We start from the raw sequence: 20,430 nt of genomic DNA, 5'->3' as shown, positions 1-20,430 counted from the left end.
AAAATGGGAGAAGTTCAGGCGTTTTGGAAGGAAGAGGATGGCGTTGGTGTAGTAGAAATTATTTTAATTCTGGTAATCTTAATTGGCCTCGTTCTGATGTTTAAGGAAGAGATAGGGAAAATTATTGATAAGGCATTTAAAAGCATTCGTGATGATAGCGGGAAAATACTAAAATGAAAGGCCTGCGAGGAGAAATTACAGTATTTTTAACCCTTCTTTTGCTTTTGTTTCTTGGTTTTTTTACTGTGCTTCTGGAACGGCTTCGAGTCGAGGGTGCAAGAACTGCAGGGGAAAGAAGCTTAAATCTGGGGCTTAGCAGTGTATTTACCGAGTATTATGAACCTCTTTGGAAGGAATATCATCTGTTTGGACTGTCTCCAGAGAATCTGGAGGGGAGAGTTCGGGAGTATATGCTGCTTTCTTATGGTTTGTCCTGTAAAGAGCTTACTATAGAGGAAATTGTGTGGGGGACGGATTACGATGGAAAGATATTTCTGCATCAGATAGAAGCCTATGAAAGGTATCGGAGTGGGGAGGCGTTGCTGGAAAGGAATTTTGTTGAGAAATACACAGAAGCGGCAGATAAGGTCTTGGCAGAAAATGCTTCAAAAGGGGAAGCAGCTCTTCCGGAGGATTGGAAAGGAACTGAGGAGGGGAGAGAGGAACGCCGGAAAATGGGGAGTTTGAAGGCGGTCTGGGGGAGAAGTATCATGGAAATGGTTCTGGATAACCCGGCAGAGCTGTCTGCAAAAAAGCTGAAGGGTGGTCCAGCAGTTGGAGAAGGGAGATATTCCTTTTCTTCTACAAGGCCGGAGAAGAATCTTGGACAGGTAAAGAGGTTTTTACAAAAGCGGATGGTTGAAGAAGCAGAACTTCGGTATTATCGGGAGCACTTTAAATCCTATTGTAAAAAAACAATAGAATTTCAAAGGCCGAATTCACTTCTGGATTATGAGCTGGAGTACCTGATGGAGGGGAAGAAAAGCGATAGGGATAATATGGAAGCCTGGCTTCGGAGACTGGTGCTTACAAGAACAACGTTGAATTATCTGATGATTAACCAGGACAGTCAAAAGAGCCAGATGGCATATGAGATGGCCTTGACGGCCTTGGGCTTTACCGGACTTGAGCCACTTATCCGGGCAGGGCAGCAGTTTATTTTACTGGGTTGGGGATATGAGGAGGCTTTAGTTGATGTCTGTATTCTTTTACAGGGTGGCCAGGTATCTTTGTGGAAGGGAGCGGAGGAATTCAGCATAAGCTTCGGGGAGCTTTTTTCCTTTTCCAAAGAGATGGTGCGAAGAAAGGCCAGGGAGCGGAAAATAGAAGGAATCATGGATTACGAGGCCTATCTAAGCCTGTTTCTTAGCTTTAAAAAAGAGCAGAAACGAAGGCAGGCTGCATGGTATTTGATAGATGAGAATATCAGGCTTCGCTATGGTGAGGAGTTTTCTCTTCAGGATACGGTATTTGGAGTACATATGAGAGCAGAATACCAGCTGCCGGGAAAGCTTGGAAGAGACTGGATTTTAGAAGCGAAAAGGCACTACTCCTACTAGGAGATGCGGCCGGATGAGGATATTTTTTGTACAAAGGAGGGAAGGAGTGTCAGAAAATACGCCTAAAAATTTTATAAAAGAAGAATATCCCCTGGTTTCATCCGGAAAGGGGTCACTTACGGTAGAAGCGGCCTTTGTTCTTCCAATTTTTTTATCTGCCATGCTGGTGTTCTTGTACTTTATGAGAATGGTACAGGGATATGAATGGATCCAGGAAGGGCTTACAGTGACAGCCCGTGCGGCATCTCAATATGGAATACTGGAAAAAAGACGGTTTTATCAGTATATGGAGGAGAGAAAAGGCCAGCTCATCTATATTGAAGATGGAAAAGAGGGAATTTCACTGCAGGGCTCCTTCATTGTACCGGGAACAGAGCAAATAGTAGTAAAAGCGGAGTATAAAGTACGGCTTCCAATACCTTTTTTTGCTGGAGAAGGGATTACAATACATCAGATGGTAAAAAGCAGAGTTTTCAGCGGTGTTGGGGTATGGAAAAGAAAAGCTGCAGGAGAAGAGGAACGGGTATATATTACGAAATATGGTACAGTATATCATCGGTATAAGGACTGCAGCTTTTTGAATCCTTCAATACAGATGGTAGGGAAGGAGGAAGTATTCCGGAAAAGAAACAAAAAGGGAGGAAAGTACTACCCTTGTGAAAGCTGCATAAAAAAGAAAGAGGCTATGGAGTCGGCACTTTATATTACGAAGGAGGGGGAGTGCTTTCATTCCTCTCTTGGGTGCAAGGGGATTAACAGAACGATTTATGAGATTCCGCTTTCAAGGGCAGTAGGGCTTCGAGCATGCGATAAATGTGGAGGATAAAGGATGCAGGATATTTTGATGGGGATTTTTTTAGGAGGCTGTGCCTGGACAGATGGGAGGAGGAAGGAAATCAGTTTGTTTTGGCTGGCTGTCTGGATGGTAGTCGGTGGAATCTGGCTGGCAGCAGGACTCTGGAGAGCAGGCCTTGGTTCACCGGAGGAGCTACTTGGAAGAATAGGTGGTATTGCCGTTGGAATTTTTCTTTTAGCTGTCTCAATCTTAAGTCATGGACAGGTGGGCTTTGGTGATGGATTGGTGTTTTTGGTGTGTGGGCTGTTTCTTGATTTTTGGGAAAGCAGTCTTTTGCTGCTAGGCGGTCTGATTTTGCTATTGGGAAGATTCTTTGCAGGCTTTCTTTATAAAAGGCTCACAGGAGAGAGAGATAGTCCAAAGGAACAGCCGCTAATGCCGTATGTTTTTTTGGCATATGTGGGAGGTCTTTTATGGAAGCTGTAAAAAAGGGAAGCTTTACAGTGGAGGCTGCCCTTATTATGCCGGTAATTCTTTTAGTAGTATTCGGGGTATTGAGGTGTGGCCTTTTGCTGCAGGAGGAAATTGTGCAGGATCTGGAGGTGCTGCAGATTTTTGAGAGAAAAGAAATGGAAGAAAAACATATTGGAGATACGGAAACGGGAAGACCGGATTACGAGAAAATATTAGAAACACCGGAAAGAAAACAGCCAGAGGATGCCTATGTATTTCATCCGGCAGAATACAAAAGGAGGACAGAAAAATGGCAGAGATAGAATATAGGAGAGATATGGGGCGGAATTATATACTTCTTCGGGAAGAGATTGCTTTAGAAGAAGGATATTTTCTAAAGCTTATACAAAATAATACAATAAAAGGAATTCTGCCTCTTGAAATCCGTACAGTAAATGCAGGCAAGGAATGTCTTTGGGATGTTACGGGAAAGCAGTCATTGAAGGCTGTTTTTGAAGGTAGAGGCATGGACAGGGCATTTTTGGAGGAAATCATAGGGAAGATTCAGGAGGTAATAAAAAGAGGAGAGGAATATCTTTTGCGTCCGGAGGACTATGTATTGGAGGCAGAAACCATTTTTCTTGACCGTTTGGATTTTTCTCTCTATTTGTGCTATGCTCCGGGCTATCAGTGCCCTATGGAAAAGAAATGGAGAGATTTTACAGAATATTTAATGAATGTGGCGGATTACAAGAATGAGGATATGGTTTTGTATGTTTACGGATTGTATAAGTCTGCCCGGCAGCCGGAGGGCTTTGTCGGCCCACAGCTGGTACAGCTGGAGCGAAAGGAAAAGGCGGAAAGGCTCCAAAGGATTTGTACCGATATACCGGAATTTGAAGAACGGATTGAAGAAGACGAAATGGTAGAAAAATATCCGGTAAAAATCTATATTATGGCAGCAGGAATAATAATAGCAGGACTTTTTGTGGCAGGTGCGGGATTATTTCTCTGGAGGCCACAGCCGGTGCAGGCGGCAGTCTTTCTTATGGTTGTAGGAGCTGTGACAGCTTATGTATGCAGCCGTCTGTTTTTGCCGGAAAATAAAGAAATAAGGCTGGAACATCAGGTGGAATATATTCCGGCGAGGGAGCCTTTAAGGGAGGAAGCTGTTTTTGAATGGGAAAGGCAGGAGGAAGAAAATACAGCTATACTGGCTAGCGAGGGGATGGAAAGAAAAAGCTTTTTAAGGGCAGAGGACAAATATAAATATCAGGATATTGAATTGATAGAATTTCCCTTCTTTTTTGGCAAGCTTAAGACACAGGTGAATAGTTCTATTGAAAGCCCGGCAGTCAGTCGCTTTCATGCAAAAATAGAATATCTGGGAGGAGAATATTATCTGGTTGATTTAAATTCTACCAACGGAACTTATCTGAATGGAGAGCGGCTTAAAAGTAATGAACGAAGACATTTAGAGCCGGGAGATAAGGTAAGGTTTGCTGATGTAGGGTATTATTTTGAACCAGTCATAGATTAAAAAATTTATATATCTTTTAGAGAGTTTACAAGCATTTTTAACAAATTTGTGTTATACTAATCCTAGATTGTGTACGAAAGAAGGGTAAGAGATGGAACTGCCGATGTTTTATAATCAGGAAGAAGAGTGGAGAAGAGCACTTTTATTATATGATGCTGCACTAAAGGAAGTAAGCACAAAAATAGAAATATTAAGTAATGAATTTAAAACCGTAAACAGATATAATCCGATTGAGCATGTAACAGCCAGAATCAAATCCCCGGAAAGCATAGCAAAAAAGATACGACACAGTAACAGGGAGCTTACTGTGGAGAATATTGTAAAATATATAAATGATGTAGCGGGGGTTAGGATTATCTGTTCCTTTACATCAGATATATACCGTATTGCCAGTGCCATCACAAAGCAGAATGATGTACGGGTCTTAAAGATAAAGGATTACATAACACAGCCAAAGGCAAATGGTTATATGAGCTATCACATGATTGTAGCAGTGCCGATTTTTTTGAGTAATGAAGTGATTGATACCAAGGTAGAGATTCAGATACGAACCATTGCGATGGATTTCTGGGCAAGCTTAGAGCACAAGATATATTACAAATTTGAAGGAAATGCACCGGAGCATATTAGAAAAGAGCTGAAGGAATGCTCGGATATAGCATCCTATCTGGATCAGAAAATGCTATCCTTAAATGAAGAGATTAAAAAATACAATCAGGAGGAGCTTGTTCTGGAAGAGGACTACAAAGAGATCGAGGTAGAGACCTATTATTCTGTCTTAAAAGAAGACTTTGGAAAACTGGCAGATGGCTAGGAAAAACTGGAAAATAGGGGTTGTCAGAGGCTTTTTTTGACGTTATAATGAGACTAGAAGTCTACAAAAGATGGAGGTATCTTACATGAGCCTAATGGATAATGTGAACAGTTTACGGCAGGAAACCCAGACTGCGGTGGGACAACTGCTAAAGACAGTAAAAACTGCTGGTTCGGAAACTAATAATGAAGAATATAGAAGGCTTTTGGAGGAGTGTAAAAGCTGTCTTTTAGAATGTCGGGAGCGTTTAGAGCAGCTGAGTGCAAAGGGAGAGGATCAGATGGCAGCAATACAGGTTGCTCTGGATTTGACCTACATAAAAGAAGAACTGGATGGCATTGTACAGGTTCAGAAAATAAGCAGCGATAAGATATCTAAAATAGATACTACGATAATAGAACCAATTAAGAAAAATTATACAGCAAACAGAGTTGCCACAGTAGAGAAGCTGGATGAAGTTCTGGAAACGGTAAACAAGAAGAACCAGGGTCTCAGATACGTGCTGGGATTTTCGCTGCTTCTTAATATGGCAAGTTTAGGTGGTCTGATTTTTATTATTTTATGGATTTTGCAGATATTATAATGTATAAAATAACAGGAAAAGAGGAATAAAAATGAGTGATGCAGTAATGCCATCCATGGCAGAATTTGAAGAAGAAATCAGTCGTTCCATGAAAAAAATAAAGGAAGGAGATATTCTCTCCGGAACGGTAATCGGAGTAAGTGATACCGAGGTTATGCTTGACCTGGGGAGCTATACTGAGGGCATTATCCGCTTAGAGCAGTTAAGTAATGACCCACGCTTTTCTATTAAAGCAGATATTGCTGTAGGAGACGTAATAAAGGCTATGGTACTGCGGGAGGACGATGGACAGGGAAATATTCTTTTATCCAAAAAACAAGCGGATGATATTCTTGCCTGGGACAAGCTAAAGGAGCTTTTGGAAGCAAAGGAAGTTGTTTCTGTAAAGCTTCAGTCCGCAGTAAATAGTGGTATGATTGCATATCTGGAGGGTATCCGGGCCTTTGTACCAGCTTCACAGCTTTCTTTGTCTTATGTAGAGGATTTGGAAAGCTGGGTAGGAAAGACGATAGATGTGATTGTAATTACTGTTGATGAGGACAAGAAACGGCTTGTACTCTCAGCAAGAGAGCTTCTGTGGCAAAGGGAGCAGGAGGAGAAGCAGCAGCGTCTTAATAGCCTACAAAAAGGATTAGTGACTACAGGTGTGATTGAAAAGATTGCTCCTTATGGCTGCTTTGTGAATATTGGAGAGGGTCTTACCGGCCTTGTGCATATTTCACAGATTTGTGGAAAAAGAATCCAGTCTCCGAATGAGGTTGTAAAGCTAGGTGAAGAAGTAAAGGTTAAGATTGTGGATGTAAAGGATGGAAAAATCAGCCTGAGCATAAAGGCAGTAGAAGAACGTGAAGAGGTTGTTGAGGAAATCGAAAAGGCACCGGTAGAGTATCATTCTGAGGGTGAAGCGTCTACAGGTCTGGCATCCTTACTGGCAGGAATCAAGCTTAATTAAAGAGATATAAGTTTCTTGAGGAGATTTATATAAAAGAAAATATGTAAAAGGGAAAGGTTCGGTTATGGAGAAATATCGCAGTAAAATTGTAGAAACTACTTGTGAACTGGTTCGTATGCCATCCGTATGTGAGGAAGGTGGAACATTCCTCTTTGGTAAGGACATTGATAAATGTCTGGATAAGGCATTGGAGATTTTTGCAGACATGGGCTTTCGCACCTTTAAGGCAGAAGATGGTGCTTATGGCTACGCAGAAATTGGTGAAGGTGAAGAGATGCTTGGTATTCTGGGACATCTGGATGTAGTAAGTGCCCGCATGGAGGATGGATGGAAGCATAATCCTTTTGAGCCGGTAGTAGAAGATGGATTTATCTGCGGAAGAGGAGCCCAGGATGACAAGGGGCCTATTGTAGCAGCAGCTTATGCCCTGAAGGCTGTTTTAGATGAGGGCTACAGGTTAAATAAGAGAGTCCGCTTCATATTCGGTCTGGACGAAGAGACCCTGTGGCGTTCTATTGCAAAATATATTGAGAGAGAAGAAGCTCCTACGATGAGCTTTTCACCAGATTCAGAATTCCCTCTGACCTATGCGGAAAAGGGACTTTTACAGGTGCTATTTAAATCTAAGGAAGCATCAGCTGTTTCCTTTAAGGGAGGACACAGCTTCAATGCTGTATCCTCAGCAGCAGAGTGTAAGTATGAGGAGAAGCTGGAAAATGCGATGAAGGAGCTTGGCTATGCTTACCATGTAGAGGGCGACCGCCTGGTAGCAGAGGGTGTCAGCGTCCATGCTAAGGATCCATGGAAGGGTGTTAATGCAAATCTGCATCTGATTGAGGCTATGAAAAAGGCTGGTTATGAGGATAAGGCAATTTCCTTCATTTCAGATGTGTTTAATGACAAGTTTCGTTTCGAAGGCTTCACATCCGAGGATTTATCTGATTTTTCAGGGCCGGTTTCCGTATGCTTCAGCCGTATGACCGGAGATGAAAATGGTGTTGTTCTCAGTGTGGATTTACGACTTCCTGTTACTCTTGAAAAGCAGAAGGTTATGGATTTGATGGCAGCAAAGGCTGCAGAATATGGTTTTGAGCTGGAGCAGTTTGACTGGCTGCGTTCCATCTATGTTCCAAAGGACAGTGAGCTGATACAGGGTCTTATGAAGGCTTATCAGGATGTGACAGGTGATACGGAAAATGAACCGGTTATTTCTGCCGGAGCAACCTATGCAAGAGGTTTTGATAACTGTGTGGCTTTTGGTGCGATATTTCCGGGTGAGGAAATGACAGAGCATGAGCCAAATGAAAGAGCCTCTATTGATGGTCTTGTAAGGGCAGCAGAGGTATTTAAAAAGGTATTTATTAATCTGGCGACAGAGAAATAAAAATTAGGAAAAATAAGAGGCAGCAGCCCTGACAGAATGGTCAGGGCCGTTGCCTCTTTTATTCGATAGGAAAGTGCGTACTATCTTTATCTCAGTACCCGCAGGGAATTTAAAATAGCAATCAGTGCAACGCCTACATCGGCAAATACGGCAAGCCACATATTTCCTAGACCAATTGCCAGGAAAAGGAGGACCAGAATTTTAACACTCAGCGAGAACACTATGTTTTCTGTTACAATTTTTCTGGTCTTTTGGGCAATAGTAATAGCGGTCTTCAGCTTGGAAGGCTCGTCGGTCATCAGAACAATATCAGCTGCTTCTACTGCAGCATCAGAGCCTATACCGCCCATAGCGATACCGATGTCGGCTCTTGCAAGAACTGGGGCATCATTTATGCCATCGCCGACAAAAAGAAGCTTTTCTTTTCCTTTGCCAGTTTGCTTGTGAATCAGATCTTCAACCTTTGCAACCTTATCTGCCGGAAGAAGCTCAGAGTATACCGTGTCGATACCAATTTCTTCTGCAATCAGCCGGGCAGTTTCCTTTGTATCGCCAGTCAGCATAAGAGTGTGGATGCCAAGGGATTTTAATTCCTCGATAGCCGTCTTGGTATCAGCCTTCAGCTCATCAGAAATCAGGAAATATCCGGCATAGCTGTTATCTATGGAGAGATAAATGACAGAACCCGGTGTTTTTTCCGGAGAAAATGTAACGTTAATACCGTTATTCTCCAAAAGACGTCTGCTTCCAAGGAAAAGCACCTTTCCATCGCAGCGGCCTTCTACACCATAGCCAGCGATTTCACGATAATCAGAAACCTCATATAATGGCTGGGAGCCTGTATAGGCTGCTTCAATGGACTGGGCAATTGGGTGAGTAGACAAAGCCTCTAAAGAGGCTGCAAGGGCAAGAATCTCATCCGCTGTAAAGCCCTCTGCCGGAACTGTCCGGGTTAAGGTAAAGGTGCCTTTTGTTAGTGTGCCTGTCTTGTCAAATACAGCATATCCTACATCATTTAAAAGCTCAAGATAATTACTTCCCTTAATAATGATACCATGGCGGGAGGCAGAGCCAATGCCGCCAAAGAAGCCCAATGGAACAGAAATTACAAGGGCACATGGACAGGAAGCAACCAGGAAACCACAGGACTTGTAAATCCAAGGAATAAAGTCAAAGCTTCCGGAAATCACCGGTGGAAGTATAGCCAGTGCTAAAGCAAGAAATACAACAATCGGCGTATAGACCCGGGCAAAGCGGGTAATAAAATTTTCTGTTGGGGCTTTTCTGGCAGAAGCGTTCTCTACCAGGTCAAGAACCCGGGCAACCGTGGAATTTTCATATCGTGTCGTTACACGAAGCGTAAGTGGCTCTTCCCCGTTCAGACAGCCGCTTAATACATTGTCGCCAGGAGCAACCTTGCGTGGAACAGATTCTCCGGTGAGAGAGGAGGTGTCAATAAAGGAGCTGCCCTCTAAAATAATGCCATCCGTTGGAATGCGCTCCTTTGGCTTAACCAGGATAATGTCATCTAGGGCTAACTTTTCCGGGGCAATGGTCTGAAGACCTTCAACAGTTTTTAAATGAGCAAATTCCGGTTTAATGTTCATGGCTTCGCTTAAATGCTTTCTGGATCTATCGACAGCAAGTCCCTGAAGATACTCGCCAATCTGGTATAAAAGCATAACAGCCAGGGCCTCCGGATATTCTCCAATAGCAAAGGCACCTAAAGTAGCAGCTGCCATTAAAAAGTTCTCATCGAAGATTTCACCATGCAGAATGTTTTTTCCGGCATTCAAAAGAACCTCTTTTCCAAGTAAAAGATATCCAAGGATAATTACAGCAAGGAAATAAGGGCTCTTATCCAGAAGGGCAATGCCAACAAAGCCAATAACAGCACCGATGCCGCCAATAATCAGCTCTTTGGTATCAGCCTCTTCATGTTCGTGACTATGAGCACAGCTACAGCTGCAGCTATCCTGCTCATGACTGTGTTCGTGGTTATGTTCGCAGCTCATAATGAATACTCCTTTCAATTTTATATGTTTACTCCATGACGTGAGAAAGACCCTGGTCAAAGATATGTTTTACATGGTCGTCGGCGAGGGAGTAGTAGACGACCTTTCCCTCTTTCCGGCTTTTAATCAGCTTGGCAGATTTTAAGACCCGCAGCTGGTGGGAAATAGCGGATTGTGTCATGCCTAAAAGAGCGGAAATATCACAAACGCACATTTCAGATTCAAACAGGGCACATAAAATCTTTACTCTTGTAGTATCGCCAAAAACCTTAAAAAGCTCAGCAAGATCATATAAAATCTCCTCCTGCGGCATGCTTTCCTTTACAGAATGTATAGTGTCCGCATGAATGGTATTACATTCGCAAGTCTCAATAGATTTGTTGTTTGCTTCCATAAAAGTAACCTCTTTTCATTTTGATATATGATTAATTGTTCATATGTTTAATATAATCTCTGTGCCTTATCTTGTCAATAGGATTTTTGAAAATTTTGCGAAATCTTTCTGTCGGAAAGGAGTTGACAGTGAAAAAATCCCTTTATATACTTGTTTTAAAGAAAGTAAAAAGTGAGGTAATAAGTATGAAATGGTATGATAAAGCAGTATTTTATCACATCTACCCTTTAGGCTTTTGTGGAGCACCAAGGCAGAATGACGGCATGAGCGAGGAGCATCGCTTTGATAAACTGGAGAAATGGCTTCCGCATATTACAGACTTAGGCTGTACAGCTATCTATATAGGACCCTTGTTTGAGTCCGTGGGACATGGCTATGAAACAACGGATTATAAAAAAGTAGACAGAAGACTTGGATGTAACGAGGAGTTTGCTGCTTATGTAAGGAAGTGCCATAATCTGGGACTCCGGGTGATTGTTGATGGTGTATTTAACCATACAGGAAGAGAATTTTTTGCCTTTCGGGATTTAAAGGAAAAACGGGAAAATTCAGTATATAAGGACTGGTACTGTAATGTAAACTTCTGGGGAAATAATGAATATAACGACGGCTTCTCTTACGAAAATTGGGGTGGCTATAACCTTTTAGTAAAGCTCAATCAGAAAAATCCCGCAGTGCAGGAATATATTTATGAGGTTATCCGCTTTTGGGTAAAAGAGTTTGATATTGATGGAATCCGCCTGGATGCTGCAGATGTGCTGGATTTTGAATTTATGAAGGGAATACGCCGGGTAGCAAATGAGGTGAAGGAGGATTTCTGGCTGATGGGTGAGGTTATCCACGGTGACTACAGCCGCTGGGCAAATCAGGAAATGCTTCATTCGGTTACCAATTATGAGCTTCATAAGGGCTTGTTTTCCGGTCACAATGACCACAATTATTTTGAAATTGCTCATAGTGTAAAACGGCTTCTAGGCCTGTGCGGACAGGTAAAGCTGTATAACTTTGTAGACAATCACGATGTAGCCAGAATCTATAATAAGCTTAATGTGAAGGAGCATCTGATACCGGTGCATATGCTTTTATACACCCTGCCGGGAATCCCTTCTATCTATTATGGCTCGGAATTTGCTATTGAAGGGGCTAAGGAAAAGGGAAGTGATGACAGTCTGCGGCCATGCCTTGATTTAGAAAGCTGTATGGAACGAAAGGAAGGAAAAGAGCTTTTATTTCTTCTTAGAAGGCTGGGGCAATTAAAAGCACAGTATGCCGAGCTTTCGGAAGGAGAATACCGGGAGCTTGTGCTGACGAATCGGCAGTTTGCCTTTGGCAGAATACTGGGAGAAAATGCAGTAATTACAGCCGTTAATAATGATGATAAGGAAGCCGGAATGGAAATTCCGCTTCCGGTGAGAGCTTATCGGGTGCTGGATTTGATGACAATGGAATATCTCCCAATTGAAGATGGAAAAATCAGGATAGCTATTGCTGGAGGTAACGGAAGAATTCTGTATGCTATTAAATAAAACTGTGAAAACTACACAAAATGCAACTAAATAGAAGAAATACAGTTGACAAAATGCACAAAATGTGATAATATGAAAAAGGTCGTTGAAAGGTTGAGGAGAAGATTTCTTTTGTGTTGGGGAACGCAGAGAGGGTAGCTCTAAAAGAAAAAAGGTTGAGAGGCACGTCCATTCGCAGGCGGGATGGACCTTGACTTTCAACCTTTTTTCTTTTATATAATTAAGCCTGTTTCTCAAGCTGCGTATTCAGCCAGTTTAATACATCCTGATAGACCTCTTCTTTTCCGGTTTCGTTTAGAATTTCATGTCGCATATCCTTATAAAGCTTGACGGTCAGATCAGTAAGACCCTGGGCCTGAAGCTTTTCTTCTACCTCGCGGATCCCTTTGCCCCAGTTACCGACCGGATCCATATCACCGCTAATGATAAAAACAGGAAGCTCCTTTGGAACAGCTTCAAACCACTTCTGAGAGGAAACATAATGAAGCAGACGGGTAAGGTCTTTATAAGCAGAGGTGGTGAATAGGAAGTTACAGTATTCATCCTTTTCGTATTTTTCAATTACTGCCTTGTCATGGGTTAGCCAGTCAAATTTAGAGGAAGTGTTTTTATAGCGGCTATTATAGTTACCAAACATCAGCTTATCAATAAAGGGACTTCGGTAGAATTCGCCTTTAAAAGCCTTAATAATGGAGATGAGGAAGGAACCGGCACCTAAAGCAGGGTTTGAACCGGCAGAGCCACAGATAATAATACCATCAATTAAATCTGGATAACGGATTAGATAAGCTCTTGCAACAAAGGAACCCATGCTGTGTCCCAGCAGGAAAAACGGAAGGTCAGGGTATTGACGCTGAACCATCCGGGTAACTCGGGCCAAGTCTCTTGGGAGGAAGGTATAACCGTCCTTTGGAGCAAAATAACCCAGCCTATCCTTAGAAGGAACACTGTTTTTATGTCCCAGGTGGTCATTGCCACAAACCAAGAATCCCTTGCCGGTCAGATAATCAATAAAATCCTCATAGCGTTCCATGTATTCGCACATGCCATGGGAAATCTGAAGAACAGCCTTTGGTGTACATAAAGGGGTATAAATATAATACGTAATGTCCTGGATGCCATTGCGGCTGGCAAGCTTGCCGGTTTCCTTTGTGTAGTTCATAAATACCTCCTGTGATTTATAATAAAAAATGCTTTTCATTTAAAGCATGCTCAATCTCGTCCAAAATCTCTTCGGAATCGGCATCTATTATATGAGAATGGATGTCACCGCCCAGAACCTTTAACGGAACGGCCTGAGAGGACTGTACCCGGGCTACAAAATCATCGACTTCCCTTCGGGAGCTGATATTCAGGCTTCCGGTAATACTTCCATAGATTTCATGTTCTACGATAACATTACGGATGCTGCCGCCCAAATCGACAATCGTATATAATTCGTCCCGGATATCCTCGGTAGAATGGGAAACGGTAAAGATACGGGAAGCTCTGTGGAGTTCTTCTGGATAGAGAAGATAGCCTCTGTTTGTGGAAATAATACGGCACCCGCTGGCACGCAGCAGGGCAATATCCTGTACTATAATCTGCCGGCTGACGCACAGAGTATCAGAAAGCCGTTCGCCGGAAAGAGCAGTATCTGTATTTTTTAAGAGCTGAAGCAGTTTTTTTCGCCTGGTTTCGCCGTCCATAAGTAACCTCATTTCTGCACGGAAGTTTTGTACATCGTGCCCTAATACCAGTATACATGGATAAAAGGGGCTTTGCAAGGGTAAAGGCTTGTGAAAGTGAGAAAAATATTGTATAATTTTAGAAAAAAGAAATGAGGACGAGCTATGAAAATCGTAATTCAGAGAGCTTCGGAAGCTTCTGTAGCCATTGATGGAAAGGTTGTGGGAAGCATCGGAAAGGGATTGGTGCTCTTGCTTGGTGTTGGCTCAGAGGACACCAGAGAGCTTGCAGATAAGTTTTTAGAGAAAATTATCAAGCTTCGCATTTTTGAAGATGCAGAGGGAAAAACCAATCTGTCCCTTGCAGATGTAGAGGGTGAGCTTTTGGTAGTATCTCAATTTACCTTGTATGCTGACTGCAAAAGGGGCAACCGTCCAAGCTTTATTAACAGTGCACCACCAGCGATGGCAGAGGAGCTTTACGAGTACTTCCTTGACCGGTGTAAAGAAAAACTGGGGGCTGTGGAGCATGGTGAGTTTGGTGCTGATATGAAAGTAAGCCTTGTAAACGACGGACCCTTTACCATTGTGCTGGATGATGAAACCATCCTTAGAAAATAAAGATAACTGCTAATGAGAACAAGGAAATCTGCCGAAATATTCTGTAGACAATGTACAGAATATAAGGCAGGTTTTTTTATGAAAATAAATCAGACAAGAAATATAACAGCTGCAGGACAGCCTGGCTGGCTGGAAGAGGCTGTTTTAAACGAAAAAAAAACAAAGGAAGAGGGAAAAGGGCCGGCTGGCATAAAGGCAGTTTCCTATGAAAACAGTCAAAAGACCGCTAAAACAAAAAATCAGAGTGGTCTGACGACAGGGATTTATAAAGCTACGGGAAATGAAGAAGAGCTTAGGAAAAGGATGATAGAAGAAAATATAGGGACAGAGGAAGACTCTGGCGAGGCTCTTAATAAGTCTGCAAATACCCTGACAGAAGAGGATTGTGCTGCTTTGGAGGAAGAGGGTATGACTTTAGAGGCCTATGAGGCTGAGCGTCTTAGCCGGGCAATTCTCCGCATGAAAGAAAACCGCCGGTTTGCAGAGGAAAATTTGGAGTCAAGAATTATTAAGAGTGAGGAGTACGATAAGGAAATTCAGAAAATTGCCCTGAAAAACAAGATAAGTGATGCAACAGCAAGGAAGCTGGGCCAGAAGCTGATAGAGGCGGGCCTTCCGCTTACCGAGGCAAATCTGGAAGCTATGGCACGGGCACTTAGTATGAGTGATAATGTGGCCGGGCTTTCGGATGAGAGCATGGCTTATATGCTGGAAAATCAGCAGGAAGCTACGATTCAAAACATTTACCGGGCTTCCTATGCAGGAAAAACAACTCTTCCGGCAGGGGAAGAGGTCTGGGAGGCTGTAAAGGGACAGATAGAGACAGTGATTGAAGGCAGTGGCCGCCCGGTAAATGAAGAAACGCTGGAAGAGGGACGATGGCTGCTGGATCATGGACTTCCGGTGACAGAAGAAAACTTAGAGGAGCTTGAAAATCTCCAGGGAATTCGTAGCCAGGCAGATGAGGACTATCTTCTGGAGCGGATGACAGAGGCAGTACGGAAGGGAAGACTTCCGAAGGAAGCAAATCTGGATTTGGAAACGATTCGTACACGCCGGCAGCTGGAAGAGATTCGTCTGTCCATGTCAGTGCAGGCTTCAAAGGCTCTGGAGGAAAAGGGGATTGTCATTGATACGGAGCATATGAAGGAAGTGATTGAGGAGCTTCGCATCATAGAAAAGGAATATTATAAATCCTTGCTCTCCGAGGCGGGAGAGGTACCAGAGGAGACATCCACCAGCCTTTTAGAGGAGACACTGAAAAAGGCAGAGGCGGTAGGAAAGAGTCCTGCATACCTATTGGGAAGGACTTTAGAAACCCGTAAAGAAGAAACTCTGGAAACTCTGTATCAGACCGGTGAGGCATTAAAGCATCAGGCTGCAAGGGCAGAGGAGGCCTATGAGCCGCTTTGGACAGCACCCCGGGCAGATATGGGAGATTCCATTCAGAAAGCATTTCAAAATACCGGAACACTGCTTTTAGAAATGGGGCTTGAAGGGACAGAGGAAAATCAAAGAGCAGTGCGGATTCTGGGCTATAATCGAATGGAAATCACAGAGGAGGCTATCGACCGGGTAAAGGCTTATGATGCCAGAGTAAATGAGGTACTAAACGGACTTAAACCAAAGGTTACGGTAGAGCTGATACGCCGTGGTGATAATCCGCTGAATATGCCACTGGATGAGCTAAAAGCCTCTATCGATGAGATTAAAAATACGATAGGGGCAGACAGCGAGGAAAAGTACAGTATTTACCTGTGGAAGCTGGAAAAGCAGAGCGGGCAGATTACAGAAGAAGAAAGAAAAAGCTACATAGGCATGTACCGTCTGTTAAATAACATTGAAAAAACAGATGGTGCAGCACTGGGAGCTGTTTTAAATAGCGGACGGGAGCTTACGCTGTCCAATCTTCTGACGGCAGTCCGTACCCTGAAAAATAAAGGCATCGACCAGAAAATTGATGACAGCTTTGGCGGGCTGGAATCCCTTAGTTTTTCTTCAGAAAGCATTTCCGAACAGATAGAGACAGCCTTTCGCTATACCGATAAAACAGAGTATCTTAACAGCCTGGTAAGCCGCACATTAGAGGAAATTTCACCGGAACAGGTAATAAAGATGGTAGAAGAGGCCAATGGAGCGGTAATGGATATGAGCCTGGAGGCCTTTTGTGAGCAGGTAAGAGCCCAGGAAAAGGATGTAAATCTGGAAACAGAACGGCAGAAGGAGCAGATGGAGCTGGTACAAACTCTTGCTCGGGAGTCGGAGGCAGCAATTGCTTTTCTGGATGCCTATGGCGGCGAAAAGACGCTTTGGAATATCCAGGCTGCCGGAGCATGGTTTGCTGGAAATAAAAACCTGTTTAAGGAAATAGACGAAAAAGCCGATACTATTTCTGAGGATAAGAAAAAGGCTTACCGGGAAGCAGCAGAAGGACTGCTGGATTCGATGGAAGCAGAGGAAGGCTTTAAGGCAGAGTACCAAAGAACGGTAGATATGATGAACCGTATTACAAGAGCTGCCTTTTCGGAGCCGGAGCTTGTATCGGGGGAAGCCCGGATACTTCAAGTAATGCAGAAGGGAATTGCCCTTGCCAGCCGTTTGAGCCGGCAGCAGCATTATGAAATGCCGGTAGTAATCGGCAATGAGGTAAGCAGCCTAAGCCTTACGATTTTAAAGGGAACGAAGGAAAGCGGTAAGGCGGAGGTAAGAATTGATTTTCCACAGCAGGGCGTCGTGGAGGCTGAGCTTACCATTAAGAAGGATGAGATAAAAGGATTTATCCTGTGCGAGACCACGGATGGTCAGCAGTTAATAGAGGGCTGCCTTGAGAATGTGAAGGAAGGCTTTGAAAAGCTTGGACTTACAGTAAAGCAGATAAGTGTCAGTAGGAATAAAAAAGCTGCCAGCTGGAGTGCAAAGGAAACAACGACTGAGGACAGACCGACAGAGACCAGAATGCTGTATCAGGCAGCAAAGCTTCTGGTCAAACAGACCATAGAGAGGACACAGGTGATAGACAATGAAAATTAACCACAACATTTCAGCACTGGTGGCAAATGGCCACTTAAGAAACACAAATAAAGCATTGGATAAAAGTCTGGAGCGTTTATCCTCCGGCTATCGTATCAATCGTGCAGCTGATGATTCTGCCGGTATGGCGATTTCCCAGAAGATGAAGACCCAGATTCGCGGTTTGGAGCAGGCCTCTAGAAATGCTTCTGACGGTATCTCTGTTATTCAGACTGCAGAGGGGGCTTTAACTGAGGTAGAGGCCATGCTTCAGAGAGCCAGAGAGCTTTCGGTGCAGGCAGCCAATGGAACTAACACTCCAGAGGACAGAGAGGCTATCCAAAGTGAGATAGATCAGCTGAAAAATGAAATTCAGCGTATTTCTGATGATACAGAGTTTAATAAGAAGAGCTTATTAAATGGAGATTTAGATAGGAAAACTCATTCGGATAATACGAAGGTAAAGCTGGTTTCCCTTTCTGATCAGGTAAACAGCCAGCAGTATAAGATTACCGTAACGAAGGAAGGAAAAGCAGCTTCCTTGACAGCAGCGAACGAGCCAGCCGTTCCGCAAGCTGGTATGGCAAATGAGGGAACTATATTAATTAATGGAGAAGAGGTAAAGATTAAAAAAGGCGAGTCCTTTGATGAGGCCTTGACCGACATTAAAAAGGTCTGTGACCGGGTTGGAATTAAGGTAGATTATAATGCTGACAAAAAGCTTGTATTTACGGCGAAGGAAGCTGGAAGTCATCGAAGTGTCAAGATTAAGGCAGAGGCTGACCTGGCAAAGGAATTGGGGCTTCCGATAGGAAATAATACCGGAACAGATGCAGAGATTAGCCTAACGACAAAGGTAAATGGTGCTGATAAAGTAAATGACGGCTTTACATCGACAACAACCTATCTGGCAAAGGGCAATCTGGTTACCATTACAGATCAGGATGGCTTTGAAATGAAGATTGAGATTTCAGAAGGGGCAGAGGCTAATGCAGACGGAGTTGCTAACATCACTGTTCTGGATGCCGGTCCTATGACCCTTCAGATTGGTGCGAATGAAGGACAGACGGTAGATATCAGTGTGCCGGAGGTTTCTCCAAAAACTCTGGGAATTGAGAATCTGAACGTATTAACTGTCTCTGGTGCCTCTGAGGGGATTGCCCTTTTGGATGAGGCCATTGGGATGGTATCTGCTATTCGTGCGAAGCTGGGTGCTTACCAGAACCGTATGGAGCATGCGATTGCGAACCTGGATGTATCTGCAGAGAATCTGACAGAGGCCTTGTCCCGTATTGAAGATGTGGATATGGCAGAGGAGATGGCAACTTATACCCAGAAAAATGTCCTGGCTCAGGCAGGTGTGTCCATGCTGTCCCAGGCAAATGAAAGACCACAGCAGGTATTGTCTCTGCTTCAGTAATTAAAAAGGAAAAAATGAGCCTGCGGCTGTGACAAGCGGCAGGCTCAAGCTGTAAATGTGCATAAGAAATGGAGAAGTCTATGGATAGTGAAAAAAAGCAGATGTATTCGGCCAGAATTACACAGGCCAATGCCAGTGAGCTGGTGGTAATTACCTACGAGATTATAGAGGATTGTATTGCAGAGGCCATAGAAGCATTAAAAAGCGGGCAGGCAGGAGCCGGTGCGGTAAAGGGAAGCTTTGAGCAGGAGATAGAAAGAGCGAGAAAACTGTTAAATGAGCTGATGGGTTCTCTCGATTACAGTTACGACATTTCCAGGCAGCTTTTTAATCTGTACCGCTATGCGGATCGGGAGCTTTCTGCCGGTTTGTTTGAAAGGAAGGAAGATCCCCTTAAAAATGCTGGAGGTGTTCTTGCTATCTTAAAAGAAGGTTTTGAAGGGGTAGCAAAGGAGGATACCAGGGGACCGGTAATGGAAAACACCCAGAAGCTGTATGCCGGGCTTACCTATGGGAAGCATTCCTTGAATGAGGTTTTTGTGAATGTAAATGAAAACAGCCGTGGTTTCCGGGCATAGGAGATGAAAGGAAGTTAAAAATGGCGACAATTAAGGATATTGCCAAGGCATTGGATATAGCAGTAAGCACGGTATCAAAGGGGCTTAACGGAGCCAGTGATATTAGCGAGGAGCTACGGCAGCAGGTAATTGACAAGGCTGTGGAGCTTGGATATACAACGAAAAAAATGCAGAAGCAGGAGAAAAAGAAAATTTGCATTTTTGTTGAAAATATGGATTATGAAAGCAGTGATCAGTTTGGCTATGACATTGTAACTGGATTTAAAAAAGCAGCAGTACGAAAGCACTGGGAGGTTTCCCTGGTACCGGCTAACCTGACCCTGCAGGCAGAGGAACGGTATGATAGCTACATGCTGAGAAACGGATTTCACGGCGGCTTTTTTCTCGGATTTACACTGCATGAGGACTGGATTGAGCAGCTTAGTGACACCCATGTGCCGACTGTGCTTTTGGATAATTTCATACCGGAAAATCCCCATGTAGGATATGTGGGAACCGATAGCTTTGAAGGTATCCGGGCAGCGGTAAATTATCTGGTAGAAAAAGGGCATACAAGAATTGCTTTTTTAAATGGTTCTAAAAATTCAATGGTGACGAGAGAGCGTCAGGAGGCTTTCGAACAGGCCATGCGGAATAATGGCCTGAAGCCGGAGGAAAAGCTGATGGAATATGGATATTATGTGCCGGATTGTGCCAGATACCATGTGCCTGGCTTTTTAGAAAATGGTGCAACAGCGATTATGTGTGCCAGTGATTCTATTGGGATTGGAGTTGTCATTGATTTGGAAAACAGAGGAGTGAAGGTTCCGGAAGAGGTAAGTGTGATTGGTTTTGATGATATTCCAGCCGGAGAAAAGGTGAATCCACCATTGACTACGGTCCGTCAGGACAGAAGTGATCTTGGAAAAAGTGCAGCTATTTTGCTGGATGGACTGATGAACAATGTAGCAATCAGTAAGCTTTTGCTGCGGGCCAGGCTGGTGGAGCGGCAGTCTGCCGGAAAAGTGAAGAAAGAATAAATGGCAGAGGAGTTTGCACTGAAAAATCAGAGCGAACTCCTCTTTTTTGACATTATAGGAAATTCCGATTTTGGAAAAGTAATAAAAGAACAACAGTTCA

The 20,430-nt window shown here is 43.5% G+C and carries 20 protein-coding genes; 16 read left to right on the top strand and 4 right to left on the bottom strand.

Annotated elements, in window-relative coordinates:
- The first annotated feature begins 3 nt into the window (after positions 1-3).
- From ASU35_RS08150 to ASU35_RS08105, 10 genes are all read left to right on the top strand, one after another.
- Positions 4-177 (top strand): Flp1 family type IVb pilin, encoded by a 174-nt coding sequence (locus tag ASU35_RS08150; protein ID WP_058352537.1) that lies wholly within the window; start codon positions 4-6, stop codon positions 175-177.
- A complete protein-coding gene (locus ASU35_RS08145) occupies positions 174-1,559 on the top strand; it encodes a DUF5702 domain-containing protein (protein WP_058352536.1) in 1,386 nt (461 codons plus the stop codon). Before ASU35_RS08150 ends, ASU35_RS08145 begins: the two co-directional genes overlap by 4 nt.
- Positions 1,560-1,605: 46 nt before the next feature.
- The gene (locus tag ASU35_RS08140) at positions 1,606-2,385 is read left to right on the top strand and encodes a TadE/TadG family type IV pilus assembly protein (protein WP_147525405.1); all 780 of its coding nucleotides are present in this window, start codon (positions 1,606-1,608) and stop codon (positions 2,383-2,385) included.
- 3 nt (positions 2,386-2,388) lie between these two features.
- A complete protein-coding gene (locus tag ASU35_RS08135; protein ID WP_058352534.1) occupies positions 2,389-2,841 on the top strand; it encodes a hypothetical protein in 453 nt (150 codons plus the stop codon).
- Positions 2,829-3,131, top strand: coding sequence for a TadE family protein (locus tag ASU35_RS08130; RefSeq protein ID WP_058352533.1), 303 nt, complete (start codon positions 2,829-2,831; stop codon positions 3,129-3,131). The genes ASU35_RS08135 and ASU35_RS08130 overlap by 13 nt, the downstream gene beginning before the upstream one ends.
- Complete coding sequence (locus tag ASU35_RS08125; RefSeq protein ID WP_058352532.1) at positions 3,119-4,348, top strand: DUF6382 domain-containing protein; 1,230 nt, start codon at positions 3,119-3,121, stop codon at positions 4,346-4,348. Before ASU35_RS08130 ends, ASU35_RS08125 begins: the two co-directional genes overlap by 13 nt.
- Positions 4,349-4,439: 91 nt before the next feature.
- Positions 4,440-5,162: a GTP pyrophosphokinase gene (locus ASU35_RS08120; protein ID WP_058352531.1), complete on the top strand. Its 723-nt coding sequence runs from the start codon at positions 4,440-4,442 to the stop codon at positions 5,160-5,162.
- 85 nt (positions 5,163-5,247) lie between these two features.
- Positions 5,248-5,745: a hypothetical protein gene (locus ASU35_RS08115; protein WP_058352530.1), complete on the top strand. Its 498-nt coding sequence runs from the start codon at positions 5,248-5,250 to the stop codon at positions 5,743-5,745.
- 31 nt (positions 5,746-5,776) lie between these two features.
- Positions 5,777-6,697 (top strand): 30S ribosomal protein S1, encoded by a 921-nt coding sequence (locus ASU35_RS08110; RefSeq protein WP_242861232.1) that lies wholly within the window; start codon positions 5,777-5,779, stop codon positions 6,695-6,697.
- A gap of 64 nt (positions 6,698-6,761) precedes the next feature.
- On the top strand, positions 6,762-8,081 hold the full coding sequence (locus ASU35_RS08105) for a Sapep family Mn(2+)-dependent dipeptidase (protein WP_058352529.1): 1,320 nt from the start codon (positions 6,762-6,764) through the stop codon (positions 8,079-8,081).
- Positions 8,082-8,167: 86 nt separating this feature from the next.
- Here the strand turns inward: ASU35_RS08105 and ASU35_RS08100 are convergent, their stop codons facing one another.
- Both ASU35_RS08100 and ASU35_RS08095 read right to left on the bottom strand, forming a co-directional pair.
- Positions 8,168-10,096 carry a heavy metal translocating P-type ATPase gene (locus ASU35_RS08100; RefSeq protein WP_058352528.1) on the bottom strand — a complete coding sequence of 643 codons (1,929 nt, stop codon included), beginning with the start codon at positions 10,094-10,096 and terminating at the stop codon, positions 8,168-8,170.
- A 28-nt stretch (positions 10,097-10,124) separates the two neighbouring features.
- Positions 10,125-10,490 carry an ArsR/SmtB family transcription factor gene (locus ASU35_RS08095; RefSeq protein WP_058352527.1) on the bottom strand — a complete coding sequence of 122 codons (366 nt, stop codon included), beginning with the start codon at positions 10,488-10,490 and terminating at the stop codon, positions 10,125-10,127.
- 185 nt (positions 10,491-10,675) lie between these two features.
- On the opposite strand from ASU35_RS08095, the gene ASU35_RS08090 reads away from it, so the two are divergent.
- Positions 10,676-12,016 (top strand): alpha-amylase family glycosyl hydrolase, encoded by a 1,341-nt coding sequence (locus tag ASU35_RS08090; RefSeq protein WP_172794621.1) that lies wholly within the window; start codon positions 10,676-10,678, stop codon positions 12,014-12,016.
- Positions 12,017-12,236: 220 nt separating this feature from the next.
- Here ASU35_RS08090 and ASU35_RS08085 read toward each other — a convergent pair whose 3' ends face one another.
- Entirely contained in the window at positions 12,237-13,178 is a 942-nt protein-coding gene (locus ASU35_RS08085) for an alpha/beta fold hydrolase (protein WP_172794620.1), read from the bottom strand.
- Between the two features lie 16 nt (positions 13,179-13,194).
- Positions 13,195-13,704 (bottom strand): transcription repressor NadR, encoded by a 510-nt coding sequence (locus tag ASU35_RS08080; protein ID WP_058352524.1) that lies wholly within the window; start codon positions 13,702-13,704, stop codon positions 13,195-13,197.
- A 144-nt stretch (positions 13,705-13,848) separates the two neighbouring features.
- Between ASU35_RS08080 and dtd the strand changes: the two genes are divergently transcribed.
- From dtd to ASU35_RS08055, 5 genes are all read left to right on the top strand, one after another.
- On the top strand, positions 13,849-14,304 hold the full coding sequence (gene dtd, locus ASU35_RS08075; protein WP_058352523.1) for a D-aminoacyl-tRNA deacylase: 456 nt from the start codon (positions 13,849-13,851) through the stop codon (positions 14,302-14,304).
- Positions 14,305-14,382: 78 nt separating this feature from the next.
- A complete protein-coding gene (locus tag ASU35_RS08070; protein ID WP_058352522.1) occupies positions 14,383-17,334 on the top strand; it encodes a DUF6240 domain-containing protein in 2,952 nt (983 codons plus the stop codon).
- A complete protein-coding gene (locus ASU35_RS20470) occupies positions 17,324-18,733 on the top strand; it encodes a flagellin N-terminal helical domain-containing protein (protein WP_058352521.1) in 1,410 nt (469 codons plus the stop codon). The genes ASU35_RS08070 and ASU35_RS20470 overlap by 11 nt, the downstream gene beginning before the upstream one ends.
- An 80-nt stretch (positions 18,734-18,813) precedes the next feature.
- On the top strand, positions 18,814-19,311 hold the full coding sequence (locus ASU35_RS08060; RefSeq protein WP_058352520.1) for a flagellar export chaperone FliS: 498 nt from the start codon (positions 18,814-18,816) through the stop codon (positions 19,309-19,311).
- Between the two features lie 20 nt (positions 19,312-19,331).
- Positions 19,332-20,330 (top strand): LacI family DNA-binding transcriptional regulator, encoded by a 999-nt coding sequence (locus tag ASU35_RS08055; RefSeq protein ID WP_058352519.1) that lies wholly within the window; start codon positions 19,332-19,334, stop codon positions 20,328-20,330.
- The last annotated feature ends 100 nt before the right edge of the window (positions 20,331-20,430 follow it).

Source organism: Acetivibrio ethanolgignens (genome assembly GCF_001461035.1).
In the GTDB taxonomy this organism is placed as follows: domain Bacteria; phylum Bacillota; class Clostridia; order Lachnospirales; family Lachnospiraceae; genus Velocimicrobium; species Velocimicrobium ethanolgignens.
Note: the sequence above shows the minus strand (reverse complement) of the source record. Positions and strands in the feature narration are given on the sequence as shown.